Source organism: Paraburkholderia sp. EG304, from assembly GCF_046543485.1.
In the GTDB taxonomy this organism is placed as follows: domain Bacteria; phylum Pseudomonadota; class Gammaproteobacteria; order Burkholderiales; family Burkholderiaceae; genus Paraburkholderia; species Paraburkholderia youngii.
Genome location: NZ_JBKGUA010000008.1, coordinates 103,384 through 125,917, shown reverse-complemented (window position 1 = coordinate 125,917; position 22,534 = coordinate 103,384). Strand labels below are relative to the sequence as shown.

The 22,534-nt window shown below is 67.0% G+C and carries 20 protein-coding genes; 13 read left to right on the top strand and 7 right to left on the bottom strand.

Annotated elements, in window-relative coordinates:
* Positions 1 to 2 precede the first annotated feature (2 nt).
* The 4 genes from cobJ to cobG are packed head-to-tail and all read right to left on the bottom strand — an operon-like array spanning position 3 to position 4,589.
* On the bottom strand, positions 3 to 1,757 hold the full coding sequence (cobJ, locus tag ACLFKU_RS12500; RefSeq protein ID WP_410849361.1) for a precorrin-3B C(17)-methyltransferase: 1,755 nt from the start codon (positions 1,755 to 1,757) through the stop codon (positions 3 to 5).
* Positions 1,754 to 2,497 (bottom strand): precorrin-2 C(20)-methyltransferase, encoded by a 744-nt coding sequence (locus ACLFKU_RS12495; RefSeq protein ID WP_368583669.1) that lies wholly within the window; start codon positions 2,495 to 2,497, stop codon positions 1,754 to 1,756. The genes cobJ and ACLFKU_RS12495 overlap by 4 nt, the downstream gene beginning before the upstream one ends.
* Positions 2,498 to 3,124, bottom strand: coding sequence for a precorrin-8X methylmutase (locus ACLFKU_RS12490; RefSeq protein WP_410849287.1), 627 nt, complete (start codon positions 3,122 to 3,124; stop codon positions 2,498 to 2,500).
* Positions 3,117 to 4,589 carry a precorrin-3B synthase gene (gene cobG, locus ACLFKU_RS12485; RefSeq protein WP_410849286.1) on the bottom strand — a complete coding sequence of 491 codons (1,473 nt, stop codon included), beginning with the start codon at positions 4,587 to 4,589 and terminating at the stop codon, positions 3,117 to 3,119. The genes ACLFKU_RS12490 and cobG overlap by 8 nt, the downstream gene beginning before the upstream one ends.
* A 310-nt stretch (positions 4,590 to 4,899) precedes the next feature.
* Between cobG and cbiE the strand changes: the two genes are divergently transcribed.
* The 6 genes from cbiE to ACLFKU_RS12455 all read left to right on the top strand — a co-directional run bounded on the left by cbiE (position 4,900) and on the right by ACLFKU_RS12455 (position 11,075).
* Positions 4,900 to 6,123, top strand: a complete 1,224-nt coding sequence (gene cbiE, locus ACLFKU_RS12480; protein WP_410849285.1) for a precorrin-6y C5,15-methyltransferase (decarboxylating) subunit CbiE — start codon at positions 4,900 to 4,902, stop codon at positions 6,121 to 6,123.
* Positions 6,123 to 7,223 carry a cobalt-precorrin-5B (C(1))-methyltransferase gene (locus ACLFKU_RS12475; protein ID WP_410849284.1) on the top strand — a complete coding sequence of 367 codons (1,101 nt, stop codon included), beginning with the start codon at positions 6,123 to 6,125 and terminating at the stop codon, positions 7,221 to 7,223. Before cbiE ends, ACLFKU_RS12475 begins: the two co-directional genes overlap by 1 nt.
* Complete coding sequence (locus ACLFKU_RS12470; RefSeq protein ID WP_410849283.1) at positions 7,220 to 7,960, top strand: cobalt-precorrin-6A reductase; 741 nt, start codon at positions 7,220 to 7,222, stop codon at positions 7,958 to 7,960. Before ACLFKU_RS12475 ends, ACLFKU_RS12470 begins: the two co-directional genes overlap by 4 nt.
* A 20-nt stretch (positions 7,961 to 7,980) precedes the next feature.
* On the top strand, positions 7,981 to 8,709 hold the full coding sequence (gene cobM / locus ACLFKU_RS12465) for a precorrin-4 C(11)-methyltransferase (protein ID WP_410849282.1): 729 nt from the start codon (positions 7,981 to 7,983) through the stop codon (positions 8,707 to 8,709).
* A gap of 180 nt (positions 8,710 to 8,889) precedes the next feature.
* Positions 8,890 to 9,897 carry a GyrI-like domain-containing protein gene (locus tag ACLFKU_RS12460; protein WP_410849281.1) on the top strand — a complete coding sequence of 336 codons (1,008 nt, stop codon included), beginning with the start codon at positions 8,890 to 8,892 and terminating at the stop codon, positions 9,895 to 9,897.
* Between the two features lie 2 nt (positions 9,898 to 9,899).
* A complete protein-coding gene (locus ACLFKU_RS12455; protein ID WP_410849280.1) occupies positions 9,900 to 11,075 on the top strand; it encodes an alpha/beta hydrolase family protein in 1,176 nt (391 codons plus the stop codon).
* A gap of 37 nt (positions 11,076 to 11,112) precedes the next feature.
* On the opposite strand, the gene ACLFKU_RS12450 is transcribed toward ACLFKU_RS12455, so the two are convergent.
* On the bottom strand, positions 11,113 to 12,606 hold the full coding sequence (locus ACLFKU_RS12450) for an MDR family MFS transporter (protein ID WP_410849279.1): 1,494 nt from the start codon (positions 12,604 to 12,606) through the stop codon (positions 11,113 to 11,115).
* Positions 12,607 to 12,811: 205 nt separating this feature from the next.
* Between ACLFKU_RS12450 and ACLFKU_RS12445 the strand changes: the two genes are divergently transcribed.
* Both ACLFKU_RS12445 and ACLFKU_RS12440 read left to right on the top strand, forming a co-directional pair.
* Positions 12,812 to 13,087, top strand: coding sequence for a DUF1488 domain-containing protein (locus tag ACLFKU_RS12445; RefSeq protein WP_013091756.1), 276 nt, complete (start codon positions 12,812 to 12,814; stop codon positions 13,085 to 13,087).
* A gap of 320 nt (positions 13,088 to 13,407) precedes the next feature.
* Positions 13,408 to 14,043, top strand: a complete 636-nt coding sequence (locus tag ACLFKU_RS12440; protein WP_368583660.1) for a carbonic anhydrase — start codon at positions 13,408 to 13,410, stop codon at positions 14,041 to 14,043.
* A 176-nt stretch (positions 14,044 to 14,219) separates the two neighbouring features.
* Here the strand turns inward: ACLFKU_RS12440 and ACLFKU_RS12435 are convergent, their stop codons facing one another.
* Positions 14,220 to 16,505 (bottom strand): PA14 domain-containing protein, encoded by a 2,286-nt coding sequence (locus tag ACLFKU_RS12435; protein WP_410849278.1) that lies wholly within the window; start codon positions 16,503 to 16,505, stop codon positions 14,220 to 14,222.
* Positions 16,506 to 16,750: 245 nt separating this feature from the next.
* Here ACLFKU_RS12435 and ACLFKU_RS12430 point away from each other — a divergent pair, with 245 nt between their 5' ends.
* Positions 16,751 to 17,650 carry a DMT family transporter gene (locus tag ACLFKU_RS12430; protein ID WP_368583658.1) on the top strand — a complete coding sequence of 300 codons (900 nt, stop codon included), beginning with the start codon at positions 16,751 to 16,753 and terminating at the stop codon, positions 17,648 to 17,650.
* Between the two features lie 199 nt (positions 17,651 to 17,849).
* Positions 17,850 to 18,593, top strand: coding sequence for a DUF4148 domain-containing protein (locus tag ACLFKU_RS12425; RefSeq protein WP_410849277.1), 744 nt, complete (start codon positions 17,850 to 17,852; stop codon positions 18,591 to 18,593).
* Positions 18,594 to 18,625: 32 nt separating this feature from the next.
* On the opposite strand, the gene surE is transcribed toward ACLFKU_RS12425, so the two are convergent.
* Positions 18,626 to 19,402, bottom strand: a complete 777-nt coding sequence (gene surE / locus ACLFKU_RS12420; RefSeq protein WP_410849276.1) for a 5'/3'-nucleotidase SurE — start codon at positions 19,400 to 19,402, stop codon at positions 18,626 to 18,628.
* A gap of 116 nt (positions 19,403 to 19,518) precedes the next feature.
* Between surE and ACLFKU_RS12415 the strand changes: the two genes are divergently transcribed.
* The 3 genes from ACLFKU_RS12415 (at position 19,519) to ACLFKU_RS12405 (ending at position 22,390) form a co-directional block, all read left to right on the top strand.
* Positions 19,519 to 20,694, top strand: a complete 1,176-nt coding sequence (locus ACLFKU_RS12415) for an epoxide hydrolase family protein (RefSeq protein WP_410849275.1) — start codon at positions 19,519 to 19,521, stop codon at positions 20,692 to 20,694.
* Between the two features lie 73 nt (positions 20,695 to 20,767).
* Complete coding sequence (locus tag ACLFKU_RS12410) at positions 20,768 to 21,382, top strand: HAD family hydrolase (RefSeq protein WP_410849274.1); 615 nt, start codon at positions 20,768 to 20,770, stop codon at positions 21,380 to 21,382.
* A gap of 48 nt (positions 21,383 to 21,430) precedes the next feature.
* Positions 21,431 to 22,390: an aldo/keto reductase gene (locus tag ACLFKU_RS12405; protein WP_410849273.1), complete on the top strand. Its 960-nt coding sequence runs from the start codon at positions 21,431 to 21,433 to the stop codon at positions 22,388 to 22,390.
* Positions 22,391 to 22,534: the final 144 nt, after the last annotated feature.

Genomic DNA, 22,534 nt, shown 5'->3' with positions numbered 1-22,534 from the left:
GCTTACTCGTACCACCGCGGCGTGTACACCCACTGCGCGCCGTTATCGCCACAAGCGAATATTCTCGTCAGCGACGACCCGACGATCACCATCGTGCGCATATCCACGTCGGCCGAGCGAAGCTCGCCGAGCGTCACTGTGCGCAACGTGCCGCCAGGCCGGCCGATATCGCGTCCGAGCACCACCTGCGTCGATGGCGCGCGATATTCCCGCACGATATCGAGCGCCTTGTCGAGTTGCCACGGACGCGCGCGCGAAATCGGGTTGTAGAACGCCATCACCAGATCGGCTTGCGCCGCATGGCGCAGGCGGGTTTCGATGATCGTCCACGGCTTCAGGTTGTCCGACAGCGACAGCATGCAGAAGTCGTGGCCGAGCGGCGCGCCGGCCTGCGCCGCGGTCGCGAGCGCGGCCGATACACCCGGCACGATCGATAGTTCGACGGCCGCCCATGCGTCGTTGCCAGAAGCTTCGAGCGCTTCGAGCACGGCGGCCGCCATCGCGAACACGCCGGGGTCTCCCGACGACACCGTCACGACCGAGCGGCCTTCGCTCGCGAGCTCGAACGCGTGTCGCGCGCGCTGCATTTCCTCGCGATTGTCGGTGCCGTGCACGCGTTGATCGGCGCGCAGCGGGCCGGCCATTTTCACGTAGGTGTCGTAGCCGAGGATGTCGGTCGCTTCGTTCAACGCGGTGCGCGCGGCCGGGACCATCAGTTCGGCGCAACCGGGGCCGAGGCCGATCACGGTCAGGCGGCCGCGGGCACGGCCGAGCGTCACTGGGTCGATGGCGAGCGGGGAGAGAGCGAGCGCGACGTTCGGGTCAGCGTCGTCGTGCAGCGTTTCGTGGGGGACACGTAGCGCGGTCTGCAGCAAGCGTGCGGCACTCGATTCGCCCGGTTCGGCGCTGGTATCGGAGAAGCGTAGCGGCACATCGAGAAGCCGTGCCGCTTGCGCAAGCGCCGGGTCGGCCATGCCCGTCGATGGCGCGAGCAAGGCCGCGAGCGAAAGCATCGCGAGACCGTGCCCTTTCAGTGCCGCGCGCACGCGTGCGACGATCGCATCGGCGGACTCGGCATCGTCGCCGACGACAGCCGCCACCACGCTGCGCGGATGAATCACGAGCTCGTCTTCGCGCCCCTCCCACGCGCGCGGCGTCACGCGAATCGCGAGACGTGCCGACTCCGAGCGCGGCAGTTGCGCGTCGTCGAGCCACGGCGCGTCGCCTTCGATGCGCGTGCTTTCGCCCGCCAGCAGATCGGACACGAAGCGCTTGCCCTGGCCGAGATCGGCGAGCGCATAGCCATCGGGCGGATTGAGCACGCAGGTGCCGAAACGCAATTCACCGCTCGTCGTGATCGCGGGCTGCACCGCCAACGCGGCGGCGATGTCGCGCGCCATCAGGTTGACGCCCGCGAGGCCGCCGAGCAGCGGCACGACCGCGCTGCCGTCCTCGGCGAGCGCGAGCACCGGCGGCTCGGCGCCTTTGTTCGACAGCAGCGGCGCGAGGCAGCGAATTACGATGCCGGCCGCGCACAACGCGACGATCGGCGTGCCGCGCGCATACAGCTCGCGCAGATGCGTGCCGAGTTCGCTGTACGAGACGTCGGCCTCGACGCGGCCTTGCAGCGCGTGGACCTGGCAATCAGGAGCAACGCCCGCTGCGATATGCGCGCCACGCTCGACATACAGCGCCTGAATCCGCCGCGCCGTCGCGAGCGCGCCCGTACCGAGAATCACGATCGCGGGCGCGTTCATCCTTGCCATTTCTGCCCCGGCACGACCAGCAGCGAGAAATACGGCGACGCCATCGGATCGACTTCCGCGAGCGGCACGATGCGCTGATTGCGCATCGTCGCGCGCTCGACGTACAGCGCGCGCTGCGCGAGTCCGAGTTCGTCGAGCACGCGCCGCACCTTGTCGAAATTGCGGCCTAGTTTCATGATGACCGCCGCGTCGGCATCGGCCAGACGGCGGCGCAATTCGTCTTCGGGCAACACGCCCGACAGCACCGACAAGCTCTGATTGCGATACACGAGCGGCGCGCCGAGCACCGCCGCACCGCCGAGCATCGAGCACACGCCGGGCACTACTTCACTGTCGTAGCGCGCCGCGAGCCGGTCGTGCAGATACATGTACGAGCCGTAGAAGAACGGATCGCCTTCGCAGACCACGGCGACGTCACGGCCCGCGTCGAGATGGCCGGCGACGACTTCGGCGGCGGTGTCGTAGAAGTCCGCGATGATCGCTTCGTACGACAGCGGCGGTTCGAGCGCTTCGGTCGTGACCGGATAGACGAGCGGCAGATGCTGCTGCGCGTCGTGCAGATGCGCCTCGATGATGCCGAACGCGTTGCCCTTCTTGCCCTTCGCGACGAAATACGCGACCACCGGCGCCGCTTTAAGCAGCCGCAGCGCCTTCAAGGTCAGCAATTCCGGGTCACCGGGACCGACGCCGATGCCGTATAGCCTTCCGCGGCTCGTTAGCTGGCTCGTCATTTATTCGACCTCCGTCGCAAGCGCGTTGACCGCGGCGGCGGCCATCGCGCTGCCGCCGCGCCGTCCATGCACGACTACATAGGGGACGCCGCGGCTGTTTTGCGCGAGTGCCGCTTTCGATTCCGCCGCGCCGACGAAGCCGACCGGAAAGCCGAGAATCAGCGCGGGCTTCGGCGCGCCGGCATCGAGCATGTCGAGCAGATGAAACAGCGCGGTCGGCGCATTGCCGATCACGACGACGCTGCCCGCCAGATGCGGACGCCACAATTCGAGCGCGGCGGCCGAGCGCGTGTTGCCGATCTCGCGCGCCATCGCTGGCACATCCGGGTGCGTCAGCGTGCAGATCACTTCGTTGTTTGCGGCGAGCCGCGGGCGCGTAATGCCTTGCGCGACCATGCCCGCGTCGCAGAGGATCGGCGCGCCTTGCGCGAGCGCACGGCGGCCCGCGCTGCCGGCGCCGTCGGAGAACGCGAGGTCGTCGATCACGTCGACCATGCCGCACGCGTGGATCACGCGCACCGCGAGTTTTTCGAGGTCGGCGGGGATGCGCGCGAGGTCGGCCTCCGCGCGGATCGTCGCGAACGATTGGCGGTAGATCTCCTGACCGTCGCGAATGTAATCAAGCATGGGAAGTACTCCGGGCGAGGCGCGCAAGCAGCGCGGCGGCCTCGTCGATCGTCAGTTGGGGCGCGACGCATTGGCCGAATCCGGGGTGATGGTCGTCGCGTCGATAAAGGTCGTAGCGGCCGGGCGCGGCGGCGAGCAGCGTGTACGGCGCGCGATGCGCGGCCGCGCACGAGCGCGGGCAGCCGGTCAGATGCACGTCGACGCCGGCGGGCAAGCGTTCGGCGAGTTGCAGCGCGTCGGTCTTGGTGTCGGCGAGGCCCTTCGCGCAACCGGCCGAACCGGCGCAGGCGATCACATGCGTGATGGCCTGCGCGGGATCGCAGGCGAGGCCGAGTGCGCTCAGCTTCGCGAGCACCGCGGGCACGGCGTTGGTCGCGATGTCGGGCAGCAGCACGCTTTGCCATGGCGTTGCGTGCAGCATGCCGTTGCCGTGTTGTTGCGCGAGCGCGGCGACGTCGCGCAGCGTGGCCGCGTCGATCCGGCCGAGCGGCGGTTGGCCGCCGACGTGCCACATGCCGCCGCCGCGCTGTGCGTGCGCGCCGAGCCGCAATGACGCGTCGGCGGGAATGTGGCGTTGCCAGTCGCGCAGCGATGCGTCGCGCGCGAGCGGGAAGTCGACGTAGCGTTGCGCGTGCTGCAGCAGCGCATCGGCGGAGTGCGTGGCGAGCAGGTCGCGCATGCGGGTCGCGTCGGCTGGGGCGAGGTCGAGGAACGTGTGCAGCAACGCGCGCACGAGCACTGGCACGCGCGACGGTGGTGCGGCCGCGAGCGCACCCGTGCCGTTGGCATCGGGATGGTCGCCGGCGTTCGCGTTGTCGCCTGTCGAGCCGGGGCACCCAGCGAGGCCGAACACGAAGCGCACGCCTTCTTCGTCAGCCGACGCCGCGAGCCACACGTCATGCGGATGACCGATTCGCGCGAGTCGTTCGCCGCCGTCGAGCAGCAGCGCGAATTTCGGCGACAACGCGGCGAAGCGCACATCGCTTTGCAGCAGCGTGAGCAGTTCCGCGCACAACGGCGTCGTGTCGATCAGCGCGTGCGGATCGCGGCCGGCGGCGGGGCTGATCATCACGTTGCGGACGTCGTCGGCGTAGCTGAGCGCGGCGGGGACGGTGGTGTGCGGGTCGTTCGCGGCGGCCGGTCCAAGTCCCGCGCCAATCAGCGCTGCGCTCAACGCAGCTTCGTGTCCGCGACGCACGCCGCGCAGTTGCAGATTCGCGCGATTGGTCAACTCGGCGACGCCGTTCGCGTGCCGTGTGCTCGCATCGGCGATCGCGTGTGCCTGCGCCGCGCTCAGCACGCCGCCGGGCAGTTTGATGCGGCAGATGCCGCCGTCGCGCGCGGAGACGATGCGCAGCAACCCCGGACATGCCGAGGACCGCGGTGACGTGACCGCGTGGGACGAAACGGGGGGAGGCGAAGCTCGATTCAATGGGGCACCGGGTTTAGCGTCGCGCGACGGCATGGTGGCGGCCTCGCTGCATGCTGCCCGATGAAGGCCGGCGTGAACCATGCGGCCGAAAGCGCTTCGGGCTGACCGTGGGCAATGAAAGCGGCCATTATATCTTTACGCAATGGCCGCAGCGCCTGTTTGCCGGCCATCGCGCGATGCCGCCGGTCGCGACGCATGGCGCCTTGCCGCAGACCCGCGGGCCGCATGGCGGCGGTATCATGCGGACTTTCGCAACCCGCCGTCCGAGCCTGCGCGCAGCCGCATGCACGACGCGGCGCGGTGCAATCGCTGAAGATTCGACGCAACTGATGAGGATGGATGCATGCCGGCATGGCTGACCGTAGTGGGCATTGGCGACGACGGCTTCGCCGGATTGGGGCGGCCCGCGCGGCGTGCGTTGCTGGGCGCGTCGGTCGTGTACGGCGGCGAGCGCCATCTGGCGATGCTGCCCGCGCGGCTCGCCGCGCGCCGTGCCGCGTGGCCGCGTCCGTTCGATCTCGCGCCGTTGCTCGCCGAGCGTCCGCATCCGGTATGTGTGCTCGCGAGCGGCGACCCGATGCTGTTCGGCGTCGGCGCGACGCTCGCGCGGCAGTTGCCGGCCGGCGAATTGCGCGTGCTGCCCGCGCCGTCGTCGCTGTCGCTCGCGGCCGCGCGGCTCGGCTGGCCGTTGCAGGATGTCGCGACCGTGTCGCTGGTCGGCCGGCCGCTTGCCACGCTGAATGCGCATCTGCACGACGGCGCGCGCCTGTTCGTGCTGAGCGCGGACGGCCACACCCCGGCGGCGCTGGCGGCCTCGCTCGATGCGCGCGGTTTCGGCGCAACTCAGATGACCGTGCTCGAACATCTGGGCGGTGAACGCGAACGGCGTGTCGATGGCCGCGCCGATCAATGGCCGGGCGGCGAGATGGCCGCGCTCAATCTAATCGCGCTCGACTGCCGCGCGTCCGCGCAAGCACCGCGTCTGCCGCTGACCTGCGGCTTACCCGACGACGCCTTTATCCACGACGGCCAGTTGACCAAGCGCGACGTGCGCGCCATCACGCTCGCGCGCCTCGCGCCCGCGCCTGGTGAGTTGCTGTGGGACGTCGGCGCGGGCAGCGGTTCGATCGGTATCGAATGGATGCGCGCGCATCCCACCTGTCGTGCGATCGCGATCGAGGCGAACGACGCGCGGCAGCGCTTCATCGAGCAGAATCGCGATACGCTGGGTGTGCCCGGTCTGCAACTGGTGGCGGGCCGCGCGCCGGACGCGTTGCGGGGGCTACCCGCGCCGCACGCGGTGTTTATCGGCGGAGGGGTAACCGTGCCGGACGTGCTGGACACCTGCTGGGCGCAACTGCGCGACGGCGGCCGGCTCGTCGCGAACGCGGTCACGCTGCAAGGCGAGGCGGTGCTCGCCGCGTGGCGCGAGCAGCATGGCGGCACGCTGACACGCATCGCGCTCGCGCACGCGCAACCGCTCGGCGGCTTCGATACATGGCGCCAGGCGTTGCCGATCACGCTGCTCGACGTGACCAAGCCCGCCAATCCATCAGCCGATTCGTGATGCGCGACGAAACCCCCGAACAGCCGGCGCCGCTGCGCAGCGGCTATACGACCGGCAGCTGCGCGACCGCGACGTCGCTGGCGGCCGCGCGTTTGCTGCTGGCGGGCGAGGTCAGCGAGGTCGCCGAGATCGTGTTGCCAAAGGGCCAGCATGTGCCGATGCGGCTCACGTTCTGCCGTCTCGTGGAGACGGACGGCGAACGGATCGCCGAGGCCGGCACGATCAAGGATGCCGGTGACGATCCCGACGTGACGCACGGCGCGCTGGTGTTCGCGCGCGTGCGCCTCGTGCCCGAGCCCGGTGTGATTTTTCGCGCGGGGCCGGGCGTCGGCACGGTCACGCGCGCGGGGCTCACGCTGGCGGTTGGCGAACCGGCGATCAATCCGGTCCCGCGCCAGATGATCACGCAGCACCTCGACGAACTCGCCTCGCATCATGCGTATCAAGGCGGCTTCGAAGTGACGATCTGCGTGGAAAACGGCGAAGCGCTCGCGCTGAAAACGATGAACCCGCGTCTCGGTATCGTCGGTGGACTGTCGATACTCGGCACTACCGGTATCGTGCGGCCGTTTTCGTGTTCCGCGTATATCGCGTCGATCCATCAGGGCATCGACGTTGCGCGCGCGAACGGCTATATGCATGTGGCCGCCTGCACCGGCAACGCGAGCGAGGACGCAATGCGCGCGCACTACGGCCTGCCTGATATCGCGCTGATCGAAATGGGCGATTTTGTCGGCGCGGTGCTCAAGCATGTGAAGCGCGCGCCGGTCGAGCGTCTGAGCATTTGCGGCGGCTTCGGCAAGCTCAGCAAGCTCGCGGCCGGCCATCTCGATCTGCATAGCCGCAACTCCAGCATCGATCTCGAACAACTCGCCGGCTGGGCCGCCGGGCATGGCGCCGACGCCGCGCTGCAAGCGGCGATGCGCGCGGCCAACACGAGCCAGCAGGCGCTCGCGCTCGCGCACGCGCAACAGGTGCCGCTCGGCGATATCGTCTGTCAGCACGCGTTGGCCGTTGCACGCGATATCGTGCCGCCGCAGGTCAGCGTCGAAATCTTCGCGATCGACCGGCAGGGCAAGTTCGTCGGAGTCGCCCGATGATCCGCATCCTGTTGCTCGGCGGCACCGGCGATGCGCTGAAGATCGCGCGCCAACTCGGTCCCGCGCATGTGTACGTTCTCGCGGGGCTCGGCAAGGTGCCCAACGACCTGAAGTGCGCGGTGCGCGTCGGCGGCTTCGGCGGCAGCGAGGGGCTGGCGCGTTATCTCGCGAGCGAAGCGATCGGCCTCGTGATCGACGCGACGCATCCGTACGCGGCGCGGATCAGCGCGAATGCCGTAGCGGCGTGTCGCGTCGCGAAGGTCCCGTGCTGGGCGCTGCGGCGTCCGGCGTGGCAGCCGCAAGCCGGCGATGACTGGCGCATCGTCGATGACTGGAACGCACTGATCGACGCGCTCGCCCCTTTCAGAAGGCCGCTATTCACGCTCGGACGCGAACCGCTCGCGCATCTCGACGAGATTCCGCCGTATCAATTCTGGACCGTGCGCGTGCTCGATTCGCATCCGGACACCGCGCGCTCGCGCATCCTCGCCGCGCGCGGACCGTTCACGCTCGACGGCGAACGCGCGCTGTTCGCGCTGCAGGCGTTCGACGTCGTCGTCAGCAAGAACAGCGGCGGCGGCGCGACCGAGGCCAAGCTCGAAGTTGCGCGCGAACGCGGCTTGCCGGTGATCATGCTGCGACGGCCGGTGTTGCCCGACGTCGATCGCGAGTTCGCCACCATTGCCGATCTTCTCGATGCGCTGCCCGCGCACGCGCAAGCGGCTTCGGATCAGTGAGCAAATAACTGGAGTACTGAATGACAGTGTTTTTTATCGGCGCGGGTCCGGGCGACCCGGAACTGATCACGGTGAAAGGGCAGCGTCTCGTGCGCAGTTGTCCGGTGATCCTGTATGCGGGGTCGCTGGTGCCGGCGGCGGTGCTCGAAGGTCACAGCGCCGAACAGGTCGTCAACACCGCGGAACTCGATCTCGACCAGATCGTCGCGCTGCTCGCGGCGGCGCACGCGAAGGGCCAGCATGTCGCGCGCGTGCATTCGGGCGATCCGTCGCTGTACGGTGCGATCGGCGAGCAGATCCGCCGCTTGCGCGAGTTGGACATTCCTTACGAAATCGTACCCGGCGTGACCGCGACGGCCGCATGCGCGGCGGCGCTCGGCTGCGAGCTGACGCTGCCCGGCGTGTCGCAGACACTGATCCTCACGCGCTACGCGAGCAAAACATCGATGCCCGAAGGCGAGCAGTTGGCCGATCTCGCGCGGCATCGCGCGACGCTGGCGATTCACCTAGGCGTGCGGCATCTCGCGCGCATCGTCGATGAATTGCGGCCGCATTACGGCGGCGCGTGTCCGATCGCGGTGATCTATCGCGCGAGCTGGCCCGACGAAGAAAAGATCACCGGCACGCTCGACGATATCGTCGCGAAAGTGCGGGGCAGCGCGATCGAGCGGACCGCGCTGATTCTGGTCGGGCAGGTGCTGGCCGCCGAAGGTTTCGCCGATTCGACGCTGTATGGGAGCGGCAATTGATGGCGCCGTGAAAGCCCGTCTGGTGTCGGAAAGCGGCGTGCGTTGTCGATCATAATGTGACGCAGCGCGAGAGCTTGGCGGCCCGTTTCCTGGCAAAACGCCAAAACGCGAAAGCGCGAAAGCGCGAAAATCCGCAAGTTCTGCACCGCCACCCGGCGCGCAGACCGCTATCGTGGCGCCATGATGAAGCCCAGCACCGAACGTGATTACCGTCGACGGATCGCTCGCGTGGTCGAGGCCATTCTGGTCGAGCCCGGCGCGCGGCACACGCTCAGCAGCCTCGCGGCCGTCGCGCATATGTCGCCGTATCACTTCCATCGGATTTATCGCGCGTTGATGGGCGAGAGCGTCGCCGATACCGTCAAGCGTCTGCGGCTCGCCGAGGCAGCGCAACGGCTGACCGACGCCGCGCAGGTCACCGCGGTCGCGCACGACGCTGGCTACGACAGTCCCCAAGCGTTCGCACGTGCGTTTCGCGATTTCACTGGTGTATCGCCGAGCGAGTTCAGGACGCGGCAGCGGCATCTGGTGGCGAATCCGGCGGCTTCGGCGGCATCCGCGCGGACACGGCGAACGGGGCATGCGCGCATCGAGCCGCGCGGCGACGGCGATGGCATAGGCGCTGACGGCCGCCGCGACGAGTACGCTGAAAACCAGAACACCCCCGCATCACCATCCGTCGAAGTGATCGAGATCGCACCGCTCGACGTGCTATGCCTTCGCCATGACGGCCCGGTCGCGACGATCGGCCAGACCTTCCACACGCTGATGACGACGTTGCGCTGCGACGAGAACCCGCTGTTGCAGCAGCGCGTCGGCATCTGCGCGCGCGATCCGTCGATCGCTGGCGGGTTTTGCTATCACGCGGGAGTCGTCGCGGGGTCGCAGGCGGCGTTCAGCGATGCGATGCAGCGGCTCGACGAAGCCGCGCAACGCTCGCGTGTGGCCACGCCGCCGCCGGGCATCGAGCCGCTGCGGCTCGAAGGCGGGCTATACGCGGTGCACCGCCTCATCGGTCCTTATGCGCTGATCTCGCCCACTTTCAGGGCACTGTACAGCGGCTGGTTGCCGCGCAGTGGCTACCGGCGCGATCAGCGGCCCGGGCTCGAACTGTATCGAAGCGCGCCCGATCGCGGCGCGCTGGACCCCTGCATCACCGATCTGCTGATCCCCATTCGCGAGGACTAACCATGATGCGTCGAGGCTGTGCCGCGCTGTCGAGCGCGGTGGTGGTGTCGTTGAGCGTGGCATTGTCGGGGGTGCTGTGCGGCGCGCTGTGGGCTGCGTCGCCGGCGTACGCCAACGCGCAAACCGCTTCCGCCGACTGGCATGTCGGCGAGACGAGCCGCGCGTTTCATCCCGCCGTGGCCCGCAACTGGCGTGGCGCGCAAACACAGGCGTTGATCACGCGCATCTGGTATCCGGCCGATGCGGCGCAAGCCGAGACGCGTCACGATATCGGCGCGCCAGGCCATCCGATGTTCATCGGCCACGCCGCCGCCGACGATGCGCCGCTGTCCGACGCGCAGCGCAAATACCCGTTGCTGCTGTTGTCGCACGGCACCGGCGGCAGCGCGGACAGTCTCGACTGGCTCGCGGCGTCGCTGGCCGCGCAGGGCTATATCGTCGCGGGCGTCAATCATCCGGGCAACAACGCGCTGGAGCCGCGCACGCGCGACGGTTTCATCCTCTGGTGGGAGCGCGCGACCGACTTGAGCGAAGTGCTCGACGGCGTGCTCGCGGACCCGCGTTTCGGTCCGCGCATCGACACGACGAGGATCGGCGCGCTGGGCTTTTCGCTCGGCGGTTACACGGTGCTCGTAGTCGCGGGCGCACGTACCGACAGCGCGGCGTTCGAGCGCTTTTGCACGTCGCCCGAAGCCGATGCGATCTGCACGCCGCCCGAAGCCGCGAGTCTCGCGCACGCGCCGGGCGCGCCCGCGTTGACGGTCGACGGGCTATCGGCAGAAACGAATGCATCGCGCGCGCGTTCGGGCGACTCGTATCGCGATCCGCGCGTCAAGGCGGCATTCGCGATCGCACCCGCGCTCGGCGAGGCGTTCAACAGTTCGTCGTTCAAGGAAGTGACGATTCCGGTCGCGCTGCTCGCGGGCGAGGCGGATACGACCGCGCCCGTCAACACCAATATTCACCGCATCGCGGGCTTCATGCCGCAAGCCACGGTGACGATGCTCCCGGGCGCCTCGCACTATACCTTCATGGATGTGTGCGAGCCCGAGGTGATGGAGCGTCTGGCGCCCATCTGCAAGGACGGACCGGGTGTCGACCGCGCCGTGATTCATGCGCGAACCGCGGCACAGGTGCGTGATTTCTTCGCGGCGACGCTGCCGGCGCGCGGCTCGTAGCGCTCGCGAACGCAAGTGGTTCGCGCCGCCGCGCGACTCAATCCTCGAGCGGCGCCAGGGTCTTGAGCGGTGCCGGCTTGTCCTCGCCGAATCGGATCACCGGCACCAGCGAAAGCAGCGCAACCACGAACAGCCCGATCACGAACATCGACACGAAGGTCAGATGCAGCGACTGGTGCAGCACCAGCCTGACGAGATCGCTGTCGCCGAAATCGGCGGCGCGGTTCTGCAGCAGCGCCTTCAGCTGGTCCGACGTGACCGTCGCGGTGCCTTGCGAATGACGGAGCCCGAAGTTCAGCACCGCGCCGAACAGCGTCGCGCCGAGCGTGCTGCCGAGATTGCGCGAGAACAGGTTCGACGCGGTCGCGCTGCCGCGTTCGTCCATCCGGACGATCTCCTGGATCAGCACGAGCGAACTGACGCTCGACGTCCCCATGCCGAAGCCCATGATCAGCGACGCGAATCCGGCGACGAGCGGCGACGCGCCCGGCGACAGGAACAGCAGCAGCACCGCGCCGAGCGGCACGAACGCGCTGCCGCAGATCAGGATGCGCCGCAAGCCGAGCCGGTGAAACGACTTCGCCGCGAAGGTCGCGCCGGTGGGCCAGCCCACCATCATCATCGTCAGCGCGAGGCCGGCCACCACGGGCGAACGATGCAGCACGCCCTGCACGTACATCGGCAGGAACGTGGTCGCGCCCATCAGGATCATGCCGGCCAGCACCGTCGCGCTGTTGCATGCGGCGATCGGGCGGCGGCTCCATAGCGCGAACGAGATCATCGGTTCGGCCGCGCGACGCTCCTGCAGCACGAATAGCAGCACGCACAGCACGAACACGCCGCCCGCGAGCGAGGCGGGCGCGAATGCATCGTCGCCGGCGTAGGTCAGCGTCATCATCAGCGCGGCGATCGCGGCCATGAACAGCGCCGCGCCGGCGAGATCGATGGACGGCCGCGCGTGCCGCTCCGATTCGCGCAGGAACGCGATGAAGCCCGCCGCCGACGCCAGCCCGATCGGCACATTCATCCAGAAGATCCACGCCCACGACAGGTTGTGAATGATGAAGCCGCCGACCATCGGACCCACGACCGCCGAGATCGCCCACACGCTCGCGAGATAGCCCTGCACCTTGCCGCGTTCGCGCGCCGGGTACAGATCGGCGACGATGGTCAGCGTGACCGGCTGGATCGCTCCCGCGCCGATGCCCTGGATCAGCCGGAACACGATCATCGCCGGCATCGACCATGCGAAGCCGGCGAGCACCGAGCCGACGAGGAAGATCGCGATGCCCGCGAGGATCACCGGCTTGCGTCCGTAGAGATCGGCGAGCTTGCCGAACACCACGGTCATCGCGGTCTGCGTGAGCAGGAACGACGAGAACACCCAGCTGTATAAATGCAGGTCGCCGAGTTGCGAGACGATCTGCGGCATCGCGGTCGACACGATGGTCGCTTCGATCGCGACCATCGCCATCGAGGCCATCACGGCGGCGATCACGAGCGGGCGTGAAGATTGAGTATTGCGGGACATGAAGGGCGTAGTATCGGTATGTTGAGTGCGTCGACGGCCCGGAGGAGGCCTTGCTGCGGCGCATCGGCGCGGCCGCGCACGACGGCCGCTCAGGAGTATGCACCTTGCGCAGAATGCGTGCTCGCGCCAGGGCAGCCGGGCAGCCGGCCGGTTTGGGCATGAGCGTTGCGTATTCGGATTTCCCTTTGACACACGGAGGACAATCATGAGGATCGAATTCACCGGACGGCGGGAAGTGGTGGCTGCTGCGCGCGTCGCCTACGAGGCCAATGTGGACGGGAAGGACGTATGGTGCAGCGTGTCGCTCGACGCGCTCAACGACCATTTCGGCAACGGCAGCCTCGGCAACGGCGCCCCGTCCGCTCACGATCTGGTGGGGACGTTCGAGGCGAACCGCGCCCGCATTGAAAATGCTACGCGGCGGGTGCTCGAACGCAACGGGGGACGGTCCGTGGAACTCGAGACGCGCGATTTCGACTGAGCGACCCGCTTAGCGCGGATCGGGTCAATTGATTCGCGCCGCGGTGGAAAGGACTCTTCCACCGCGGCGGCTATATCCGCGACGCCGGCGCGGCTACAGTATCGACGCACACATTGCTTCATGCGTGTGAGCGAGAGAGTTGGACCCGGCTGCCGGCAGCCGGGTCTTTTTTTTGGCGCGTCCAGGCACACCATTATTTCGCTGGCAATTTTCCGCTGGAGCGTCCGACGATTAGCACGGTGATTCGCGCGACGAGTGAAAGGCTGCGGTATAGTCGCGGCAAACTTTAAATCCGTCTCTTCGATTCTCTGGAGAAAATCGTGCAGGAAATCATCGAAGGTCTGATCCGCTTTCAACGCGAGGTCTTTCCACAGCAAAGCGCGCTCTTCAAGCGTTTATCGACTGCGCAGAATCCCAGCACGCTCTTCGTGACCTGTTCGGACAGCCGCGTGGTGCCGGAGCTGCTGACGCAGACCGAGCCGGGCTCACTGTTCGTGATCCGCAACGCGGGCAACATCGTGCCGTCGTACGGCCCGGAGCCGGGCGGCGTGTCGGCGACCGTCGAATATGCGATCGCCGTGCTCGGCGTGACCGACATCGTGATCTGCGGCCATTCGAACTGCGGCGCGATGACGGCGATCTCGTCCTGCACGAATCTGGAGCACATGCCGGCGGTCGCGAGCTGGCTGCGTCACGCGGATGCGGCGAAAGCGATCAACGCGTCGCGTCACTATCACTCGGATGCGGAGCGTCTCGCGGCGCTGGTCAAGGACAACGTGATCGCGCAGCTCGCCAACATCCGCACGCATCCGTCGGTGGCGGTCGGGCTCGTGAACAAGACGCTGCGGCTCCATGGCTGGATCTTCAATATCGAAAGCGGCGAAATGCTCGCACTCGATGGGAATACCGGTAACTTTTTGTCGCTTGCGGATAATCCGGAAATTTATGCAGTTTGAAGTGGCATTTGGAACGGGCTTTGGCTTTGAGAAATTAACTGCTCGAGCTTGCTAAAAGCCTTGCCTAAAAAGAACGCGGCGCAGCGGATTTTCCGGTGCGCCGCGTTCTTTTTTGGGTTGGCCGGCGCTGTGGCGCGGCGTCGATGCCACCGCGCCGCCCGGCACAACCATCTCTATCAGCTCGACGTCACCAGCGAATCCGATGGCACGATCTTCAACACATCAGGGCTCTTCGCAGCCGGGTTCGACCACAGCAGATGCATGCTTGCCGCCCCGCTGCCGTGCACGTACTCGACCTTGATCGACGCACTCTGGTTCGCGGCGAAATGGACTTTGCCCGAAGCGCTGCCCGGCGTCGTGTCCGTTTTGTCGATCACCTTCACGCCGTTGATCCACAGACGCGCGACATTGTCGCTGTTGATCGTGAACGTGTATTCGCCGTCCTGCGCCGCCTTGAGCGCGCCGGTCCAGCGCACGCCGTAGTTGGTCGCGTTGACGCCGGCCGATGCATCAGGCGAATCGGTGCCGCGCTCGGTGTTCAGATCGAAGTCGATCAGCGGCGTGATCGACGTCTTCACCGGCGCCGCGCTGAAGGTCGGATCGTTGTAGTACGCGATCTGCAGCACCGGCAGCTTGACGTCGAAGCCGCCCGTCAGCGCCTGCGTTTCCGACGTCTGCCACGGATGGCCGTCCGGGTAGAAGGTCCCCTGGAAGGGCGTTGCCGGTTCGACTGCCGCGGGTGCGCTCGGCGTCTGGCCCCAGTGAAAGCGCGTATTGGTGCGGCCGATCATCAGCTCCCACACGATGAAGCCGGTGGTGCCGCCGTAGTTCGCGACGATACCCGGCATCGTCTGACCGGTCGTGCCCGTGAAGCCGCGTTGCAGCGTCTCCGAGTTCATCGCGTTGATGTTGCTGCCATTCACCGGACCCGTGTACGGGTTGTTGTACGGATGGAACCCGTAGAAATCCGAGAAGTAGGTGCCTTCGTCTTCCTGCACCTGCGGCGAGTTGATCGGCTGCGTTGCGCCTGCATTCAGGATCGCGATGCGCGCATCGTTCATCATCACCGCGCGCGTGTTCCGCAATGAACCATTGCCGCTGCAGCCCGGCTCGTTCATCGGCTCCCAGAAGATGATGCGCGGGTCGTTGCGATGCGGCGCGACGAAGTCGGTGATGTAGTTCGCAAGGCTCTGCTTGTAGGTGATCGCCGGGTTCGACGCGCTTGCCTGGAAATACGCCTGCTCGACCGGCGTGCCCGGCGACTGCACCCACTGGCTGTTATGCACGCCCCACACCGGCGCGGGCTGCGCGCCGTATTGCGGGTTGGGGTTCCAGCAGTCGTCGTAGAAGATCGGCGAGACCTTGATGCCGTGCCGCGCGGCGATCGTCAGCAGGTTTTCGAACTTGCTCAGGAAGGCCACGCGATCGTTGGCCCACACCAGATAGTGCAGGTACACGGCGACTGTGTTCATGCCGTAGGTCTGCGCATAGGTGAGCTCGCGGTTGACGATCTCGGGGTCGTAGTTCTCCCAGAAGTCGATCGCGTTGACCGCGTTGGACGGCGTGTAGACCGCGCCGACCACCTTCGAGAAATCGTAGACGGGCGAGGTCACGGCCGGATACGTATGGATCGTGATGTTGCTGAACGACGCGCCGACACCGAAGCGCCGCACGCCGAAGCTGCCTGACTGGAAGGCCGCCGGCAGCGCGTTGGTCGCGTCGTTGGCGCTCACCACGCGCTGGCCGTCGAGGTCGACGAGGATCGCGTTGCCGCTCGTCGTCACCTTCAGGTGATGCGTGCTGCCGCCGACGATCGAGGCGACCGGATACTGGATGAAATTGGTCCAGTTGTTGTTCTCGCGACCCACCACGAGCGCATGCGAGCCGGTGTCGAGACCGATGAAATAGCCGGTCAGGCTGTCCGGGCCGCCCGCGGTCGGCTTCGTCGTGCGCACGACGAAACCGGCGTTCGCGGGGCCCGTGCCGACCGGCGCGGTGACGGTCACGTCCGCTTCGTACGAAGCGCTCGCGTAGGTCGTGCCGAGCGCGACCGCCTTGTCGCCGGCGCCGGTGCCGTTGGCGGGCGGCGCGTCGATCGCGAGCGTCGACGCACTCGCGCCTGGGTGCCAGGCGCTCGCCGAACCGGGTGCGAGGTAGCTCGTGAAATCGCCGAACGACAACGTCGTCGTCGCGGTCGGGGCGGGCGGCGCCGGGGGCGTGTACGGCGCCAGATTCAGCGTCGGGTCGGCGATCACGAGCGGCGGGGTGGTCGTTTTCATGCCCACCGGGATGGCTTTGGCAGCCTTGAACTCGTTCTGCACGTCGGCTGTGTCGGCCGCAGCCGCTGTCGCATCGATTGCTTTCACCTGCTTGTCCGCCGTAGCGGACACGTTGGGCGATCCGTCATTACCGCCGCAGGCGCTCAGCATTGCGAGCGCGGCCAGTACATAGAAATTGCGCACCTGTATCTCCAGAGGTCCCCGCTTGATCGATGGTCATAATTATTATTAAAAATGCATACGACGTAGGCGCTTGAAGCGCCGATGTAACGGCGCATAAATCGCTATGAATAATATTATTAGTTCGTCTGACCAGTATCGGTGGATTCCCTGATTTGCCAAAGCGGGTGCGCGGCGTACGCGCGAGGGCGCGCGCGAGCGCGGGCATAATCCTGTTTCCCATCACCCACGTTCAACCCGAACCGTCCATGCCGCCCGTCGTCGCCGTCCGCCCGAGCGCCGTACCGTTGCGCAGCGTCGCGCTGATCCTCGTGTCGATGCTTTGCTTCGCGCTCGTCGACGCGTTGGCGAAATCGCTCGCGCTCGCCTATCCGGCCAACGAGGTCACGTTCTTCCGCATGCTGTTCGGTCTGTTCCCGGCCGTCGCGATGTGTCTGCGCGGCAAGCCGCTCGTCACGCGCTTGCGGCAACTCGACGTGCGCGGGCAGACCCTGCGCGCGCTGACGCTGCTCGGCTCATCGGGCCTGTTCTTTGCGGGATTGCCGTACATGCCGCTCAGCGAGGCGGTCGCGATCGTCTATTCGGAGACCTTGCTCGTGATCGTGCTGGCGCCGCTGCTGTTGCACGAAACGCTGAAGCCGCGCGACGCGCTGGCCGCGGCGGTCGGTTTCGCCGGCATGCTGCTGGTGGTGCGTCCGGACGGCTCGCATTCGAGTTGGCTCGGCCCGGCGCTGCTGATCGCGAGTGCGTTGTGCGGTGCGCTGTCGATCATCCAGATCAAGCGCATCAACGCGAGCGACGATTCGGGCACGACCGTGCTGTACTTCACGCTGGTCGGCACCGCGGTGATGGGCGCGTCGCTGATCTTCGCGTGGCGCACACCGTCGTTCGATGCGCTCGCGATCATGGCGCTGCTCGGCGCGCTCGCGACGGCGGGACAGTTGCTGATGACGATGGCGTTCCGCGATGCCGACGCCGGCGCGCTCGCGCCGTACAACTACACGAGCATCGTGTGGGCCGCGCTGTTCGGCTATCTGGCGTGGGGCGAGACGATCGGCGGGATCTCGATGCTGGGTATCGCGTTGATCGTCGGCAGTTCGGTTGCCGTCGCGATGCGCGGCAAGACCGAGGAAGGACCGCTCGTTTGAGCCCTCCTGGCACTCCGGTTAAAGGGCCCGTTTGGACAGAAGAATGCCCGTCGGTTTCGGACACATGCACGACCAGATCCGCCGATTCGTCAGTTGTTGGGTCTAAAAGCGAAACACTGTTCTTCGGATCGCCGACACTTTGACTAATGGGTCGTCGTTCTGTCGAAAGGGGGAGCGTGCCTTGTATAGCGAACCGAGAATGATCGTGTTGACGGGTCTCGTCTTCGGCGCGGTGACGATTGGGGCCTACGTGTCGCAGCTGGACAACGACTGGTCGTCTGGCCGGGACGTGAGCCTCGTCGCCGATGGCGAACGGAGTGTCGGCGCGACGGGCGGGGCGGCGGCGCGGCACCATGCGCTGCCCGACGACGTGACTGCGTTGCGGTCTCAGCCGGCGCCATCGATCGGAGCGCAGGCAGGCGACGCACTGGCCATCGCGGCGCTCCAGTTCGCGCGGGAGTCGAACAAGCCGCAACCGCAGGTGCAACCACAGCCGCAGCCGGCGAATCTCCCGCCACAGCCCGCGGTCAGTTCGAACCGGACCCAGGCGCCGCCTGCGGCAAAGACGGTGCGCTCACACCATAGCCAGGTTGCATCGGGCACCACGACGAAACCGCGTTCAGCGCAAAGCGCTGCGACGACATCGGGTAATCATGCGCGGGGCAGCAGCCACCGGAAAAGTTCTACTGCGGAGCGCTCCGGGAAGAAAGCGGCTGGCGTCGCGCCGGAGGTACGGCAGTCGCCGCAACATGCAACGCAAGGCGTCGAATCGGCATGGTCGATGCCGCGCTCGGGGCAAAGCAGCCAGGCCACGACTGAAGCGATTGTCAACAGCGGCCCCAAAACCCGCGCCGAGGTACAGGCCGAACTCGCGCGCGCGAGAGAGAACGGCACGATGCCCGCGTTCGGCAGACCCGCACCGTCGGGACCTGGAGCGCACTGAAGCGGGGTATTGCGCCGCGTTCCGTGCAACCGTCAGATCAACGACGCGGCGAGCCGCGCGAAGGTGGCTTCGTCGGTGCGATCGAACGCGAGCGGTGTGACCGAGACGCGACCCGCCGCGACCGTCGCCGTTTCGCTGTCGGCCTCGTTCTCGCGCGGGCCGCGATCGAAGCGCAGCCAGTGATACGCGATGCCGCGCGGATCGACTTCCGGCAATACCTCGATGTCCCTGACGAGCCCGACGCCCTGGCGCGTCGGCGTCAGAGGACCCGCATCGGCGGCATCGACGTCCGGGAAGTTGATGTTCAGGCAGGTCGGCGCCGCATGCTCGATCGCGAGCAACTGGCGGATCACGCCGGGCGCGAGCGTGCGCGCGGTGTCCCAGCGCACGCGCTCGCGATCGGCGAATACCTGGCTCAGCGCGAACGACGGCAGCCCGAGCAGCAGACCCGTCATCGCCGCGCCGACCGTGCCGGAGAACATCGTTTCGATGCCGAGGTTGCCGCCGCGATTGACGCCGGACAGCACCAGCGACGGCGCCTCGCGCATCAAATGACGAACCCCCATCACGACGCAATCGCCGGGCGTGCCGGTCACGCCGTAACGGCGTTCGCCCTGGCGGCTCACGCGCAGCGGCGAATGCAGGCTGATCGAATGCGAGGTACCGCTCTGGTCGTGCTCGGGCGCGACCACCCAGACTTCGTGCGCGAGCTCGGCGGCCACCGCTTCGAGCACGGCGAGGCCGGGCGCGTCGATCCCGTCGTCGTTCGTCAGCAGCACTCGCGGCACCTTGGATTCGTAAGCGGACATCGCGTCAATCTCCTGTGGGTCGGTCAATGAATCGTACGGAAGGGACGCCCATTATCCGGCTTTCATTCGACGCGCGTACGATGACGTTGAGCCGCCAACCGACCCAGGACGACCCCATGCAGATCGACCCGTTTGAGATTGCGATCGCCGATCAGGACATCGACGATCTGCGCCGCCGCATCCGCGCGACCCGCTGGGCGCCCGCGACGCCCGCGCCCGCATGGCAGCAGGGCGCCGACCCAGCCTGGCTGCGCGAACTCGCGAGCTATTGGGCTGGGCAATTCGACTGGCGCGCGGCCGAACGCAAGTTGAACCGGCTGCCGCAATTTCTCGCCGACGTGAACGGCCAGACCGTGCACTTCGCGCACCGGCGCGCCGCGAGTGTGACGCCGGGCTTCCAGGCTTATCCGCTCGTGATCACGCACGGCTGGCCCGGTTCGTTCTTCGAGTTTCACGCGCTGCTCGATCAGTTGTGCGACCCGGCCGCGTTCGGCGCCGATCCCGCCGACGCGTTCGACGTGGTCACGCCGTCGCTGCCGGGCTTCGCGTTTTCGCCTGCGCCCGCGCAAGCCGGCATGTCCGCGTTCCAGGTCGCGGACCTGTGGGTGTCGCTGATGCGCGGGCTCGGCTACGAGCGCTTCGGCGCGCAGGGCGGCGATCTTGGCGCGGGCGTGTCGATCGCGTTGGCCGCGCATCATCCGCGGGTGGTCGACGGCATCCACCTGAACTTCCTGCCGAGTTCCTATGAGCCCGCGATCGGCGCGGCGCAGCGGGAGCTGACGCCGGCCGAGCAGGACTATCTGCGCGAGAAGAACGACTGGGCCGCACTCGAAGGCGGCTATGCGCATCAGCACAGCACCAAGCCGCTGACCGTCGCCGCATCGCTGAACGACTCGCCGGTGGGACTCGCCGCATGGATCGGCGAGAAGTTTCGCGCGTGGAGCGATTGCGGCGGCGACGTCGAAAGCGTGTTCTCGATCGACGAGCTGCTGACCAATATCTCGCTGTACTGGTTCACGCAGTGCATCGGTCCGGCGATGCAGATGTATTGGGAAAACCGCCTGCAGCCGATGCGTTTCTCCGACGGCGAGCGCATCGACACGCCAGTTGGCTTCGCGCTTTTTCCGAAGGAGATCAATCATCCGCCGCGCAGCTGGCTCGAACGGACCTTCAACGTCGTGCAGTGGAGCGAAATGCCTGCTGGCGGGCACTTCGCGGCGATGGAAAAGCCCGAGTTGCTGGCGGCCGAGATTCGCAAGTTCTTCAGGCCGTTGCGGCAGAAAACACGTTAGGCCGCAGCGTAGCGCGCAAAAAGCGCATCGCGCACGGCGCATCGCGCAAACTTCAACCCGGGAGACCGACGGCATGAGCGCACCCGTCACGCTGCTTCTGTTCGACCTGGAAGGTGTGCTGTCGCACTACGACCGCGCCGCGCGTGTCGAGCGTCTCGCGGCGGTCGCGGGCTGCAGGGAAGAGACCGTGCGTCATGCGATCTGGGGCTCGGGACTCGAGGCGCGCGCCGACGGCGGCGAAATCAGCGACGACGAATATCTGCGCGAACTCGGCGCGCTGCTCGGTTATCCGGTGAGCCGCGCCGAATGGCTCGACGCGCGACTCGCGTCGATCAGGCCAAACGAAGCGGTGCTCGCGCTGGCGTCGCGCGCGGCGCAGCGTTGCCGCATCGCGATACTGACGAATAACTGCCGCCTGCTGACCGATCACATCGCTTATCTGAATCCGCCCGTGGCGCGGCTCTTTGGACCGCACGTCTATTCGTCGGCGGCGTTCGGCGCGGCGAAGCCCGCCACGCAAACCTATCTGCGCTGCGTCGAACGGCTCGGCGCGGCCGCAACGCAGACGCTCTTCATCGACGACAGCGAGGCCAACGTGGACGGCGCGCTCGCGGCTGGTTTGCAGGGCTACCGGTTCGTCGACGCGGATGGCCTCGCGGTCGAATTCGCGCGGCGGGGTGTGCTTTAGCCGCTGCGATGACGGTCGAACTTCCATGCACGAGGGCAGCTACCCGCTATGGCACTTTCGTCGAACCACGCTCGCCGCCGCCGCTTTCTGCGCGCGGCGCTCGGGTTACCGGCAACGCTCGCGTTATCGCGCGTCACCTCCGCGCAGACTGAAACACCCGCGCAAGCCGATACCACCTTACCGCGCATGAACCGCCGCGCGATCCCGTCTACCGGCGAAGCGCTGCCCGTGATCGGCTGCGGCACGTGGCGCACCTTCGACGTCGGCGACGATGCCGCCGCGCGCGCCCAACTCACCGAGGTGCTGCGCATCCTGTTCGAAGCGGGCGGCTCGGTGATCGATTCTTCGCCGATGTACGGTTCGTCGGAAGCGGTCGCGGGCGCGCTGCTCACTCAGCTCGACGCGCATCGCAAGGCCTTCGTCGCCACCAAGGTCTGGACCGAGGGACGCGCAGCCGGCATCGCGCAGATGGAGGAATCGCTGCGGCGTTTTCAGCAGCCGCATGTCGATCTGATGCAGATCCACAATCTGCTCGACTGGCGCACACAGCTCGCGACCTTGCGCGACTGGAAAGCGCGCGGCCGGATTCGCTATCTCGGCATCACGCATTACACGTCGAGCGCGTTCGACGACGTCGCGGCGGTGATGCGCAGCGAGAAGCCCGACTTCGTGCAGATCAACTACGCCGCCGACGATCGCGCGGCCGAGCAACGCATCCTGCCGCTCGCGGCCGAACTCGGCATCGGCGTCGTGATCAATCAGCCGTTCGGCGGTGGTGGTCTGCTCGCGCGCGTGATAAAAACGCCGCTGCCCGCATGGGCCGCCGAAATCGGCTGCACGAGCTGGGCGCAGATTCTGTTGAAATTCGTGCTCGCGCAGCCGGCGGTGACAGTCGTGATTCCGGGCACCGGGCGGCCGCAATACATGGCGGACAACGTGCGCGCGGGATCGGGTCCGCTGCCCGACGCCGCGATGCGCGCGCGGATCATCGCGGCGGTCGGCGGCTGACGCGATGCGCAATCCAGTGTGCAATCCTTCTCGTCGTTTACTGGCTGCTTTCCATTTGCATACACTCGCCGCGTCCCGCAAACGCCACACAACACGGGAATAAAACCCGCGACACGACAGTCATGCCTCACGAACCGGGTGGTT

Bases quoted from the DNA above. Each gene is read 5' to 3' on its own strand.
- cobJ (WP_410849361.1), bottom strand. From the start codon at position 1,757: ATGAACGCGCCCGCGATCGTGATTCTCGGTACGGGCGCGCTCGCGACG.
- ACLFKU_RS12495 (WP_368583669.1), bottom strand. From the start codon at position 2,497: ATGACGAGCCAGCTAACGAGCCGCGGAAGGCTATACGGCATCGGCGTC.
- ACLFKU_RS12490 (WP_410849287.1), bottom strand. From the start codon at position 3,124: ATGCTTGATTACATTCGCGACGGTCAGGAGATCTACCGCCAATCGTTC.
- cobG (WP_410849286.1), bottom strand. From the start codon at position 4,589: ATGCCGTCGCGCGACGCTAAACCCGGTGCCCCATTGAATCGAGCTTCG.
- cbiE (WP_410849285.1), top strand. From the start codon at position 4,900: ATGCCGGCATGGCTGACCGTAGTGGGCATTGGCGACGACGGCTTCGCC.
- ACLFKU_RS12475 (WP_410849284.1), top strand. From the start codon at position 6,123: ATGCGCGACGAAACCCCCGAACAGCCGGCGCCGCTGCGCAGCGGCTAT.
- ACLFKU_RS12470 (WP_410849283.1), top strand. From the start codon at position 7,220: ATGATCCGCATCCTGTTGCTCGGCGGCACCGGCGATGCGCTGAAGATC.
- cobM (WP_410849282.1), top strand. From the start codon at position 7,981: ATGACAGTGTTTTTTATCGGCGCGGGTCCGGGCGACCCGGAACTGATC.
- ACLFKU_RS12460 (WP_410849281.1), top strand. From the start codon at position 8,890: ATGATGAAGCCCAGCACCGAACGTGATTACCGTCGACGGATCGCTCGC.
- ACLFKU_RS12455 (WP_410849280.1), top strand. From the start codon at position 9,900: ATGATGCGTCGAGGCTGTGCCGCGCTGTCGAGCGCGGTGGTGGTGTCG.
- ACLFKU_RS12450 (WP_410849279.1), bottom strand. From the start codon at position 12,606: ATGTCCCGCAATACTCAATCTTCACGCCCGCTCGTGATCGCCGCCGTG.
- ACLFKU_RS12445 (WP_013091756.1), top strand. From the start codon at position 12,812: ATGAGGATCGAATTCACCGGACGGCGGGAAGTGGTGGCTGCTGCGCGC.
- ACLFKU_RS12430 (WP_368583658.1), top strand. From the start codon at position 16,751: ATGCCGCCCGTCGTCGCCGTCCGCCCGAGCGCCGTACCGTTGCGCAGC.
- ACLFKU_RS12425 (WP_410849277.1), top strand. From the start codon at position 17,850: ATGATCGTGTTGACGGGTCTCGTCTTCGGCGCGGTGACGATTGGGGCC.
- surE (WP_410849276.1), bottom strand. From the start codon at position 19,402: ATGTCCGCTTACGAATCCAAGGTGCCGCGAGTGCTGCTGACGAACGAC.
- ACLFKU_RS12415 (WP_410849275.1), top strand. From the start codon at position 19,519: ATGCAGATCGACCCGTTTGAGATTGCGATCGCCGATCAGGACATCGAC.
- ACLFKU_RS12410 (WP_410849274.1), top strand. From the start codon at position 20,768: ATGAGCGCACCCGTCACGCTGCTTCTGTTCGACCTGGAAGGTGTGCTG.
- ACLFKU_RS12405 (WP_410849273.1), top strand. From the start codon at position 21,431: ATGGCACTTTCGTCGAACCACGCTCGCCGCCGCCGCTTTCTGCGCGCG.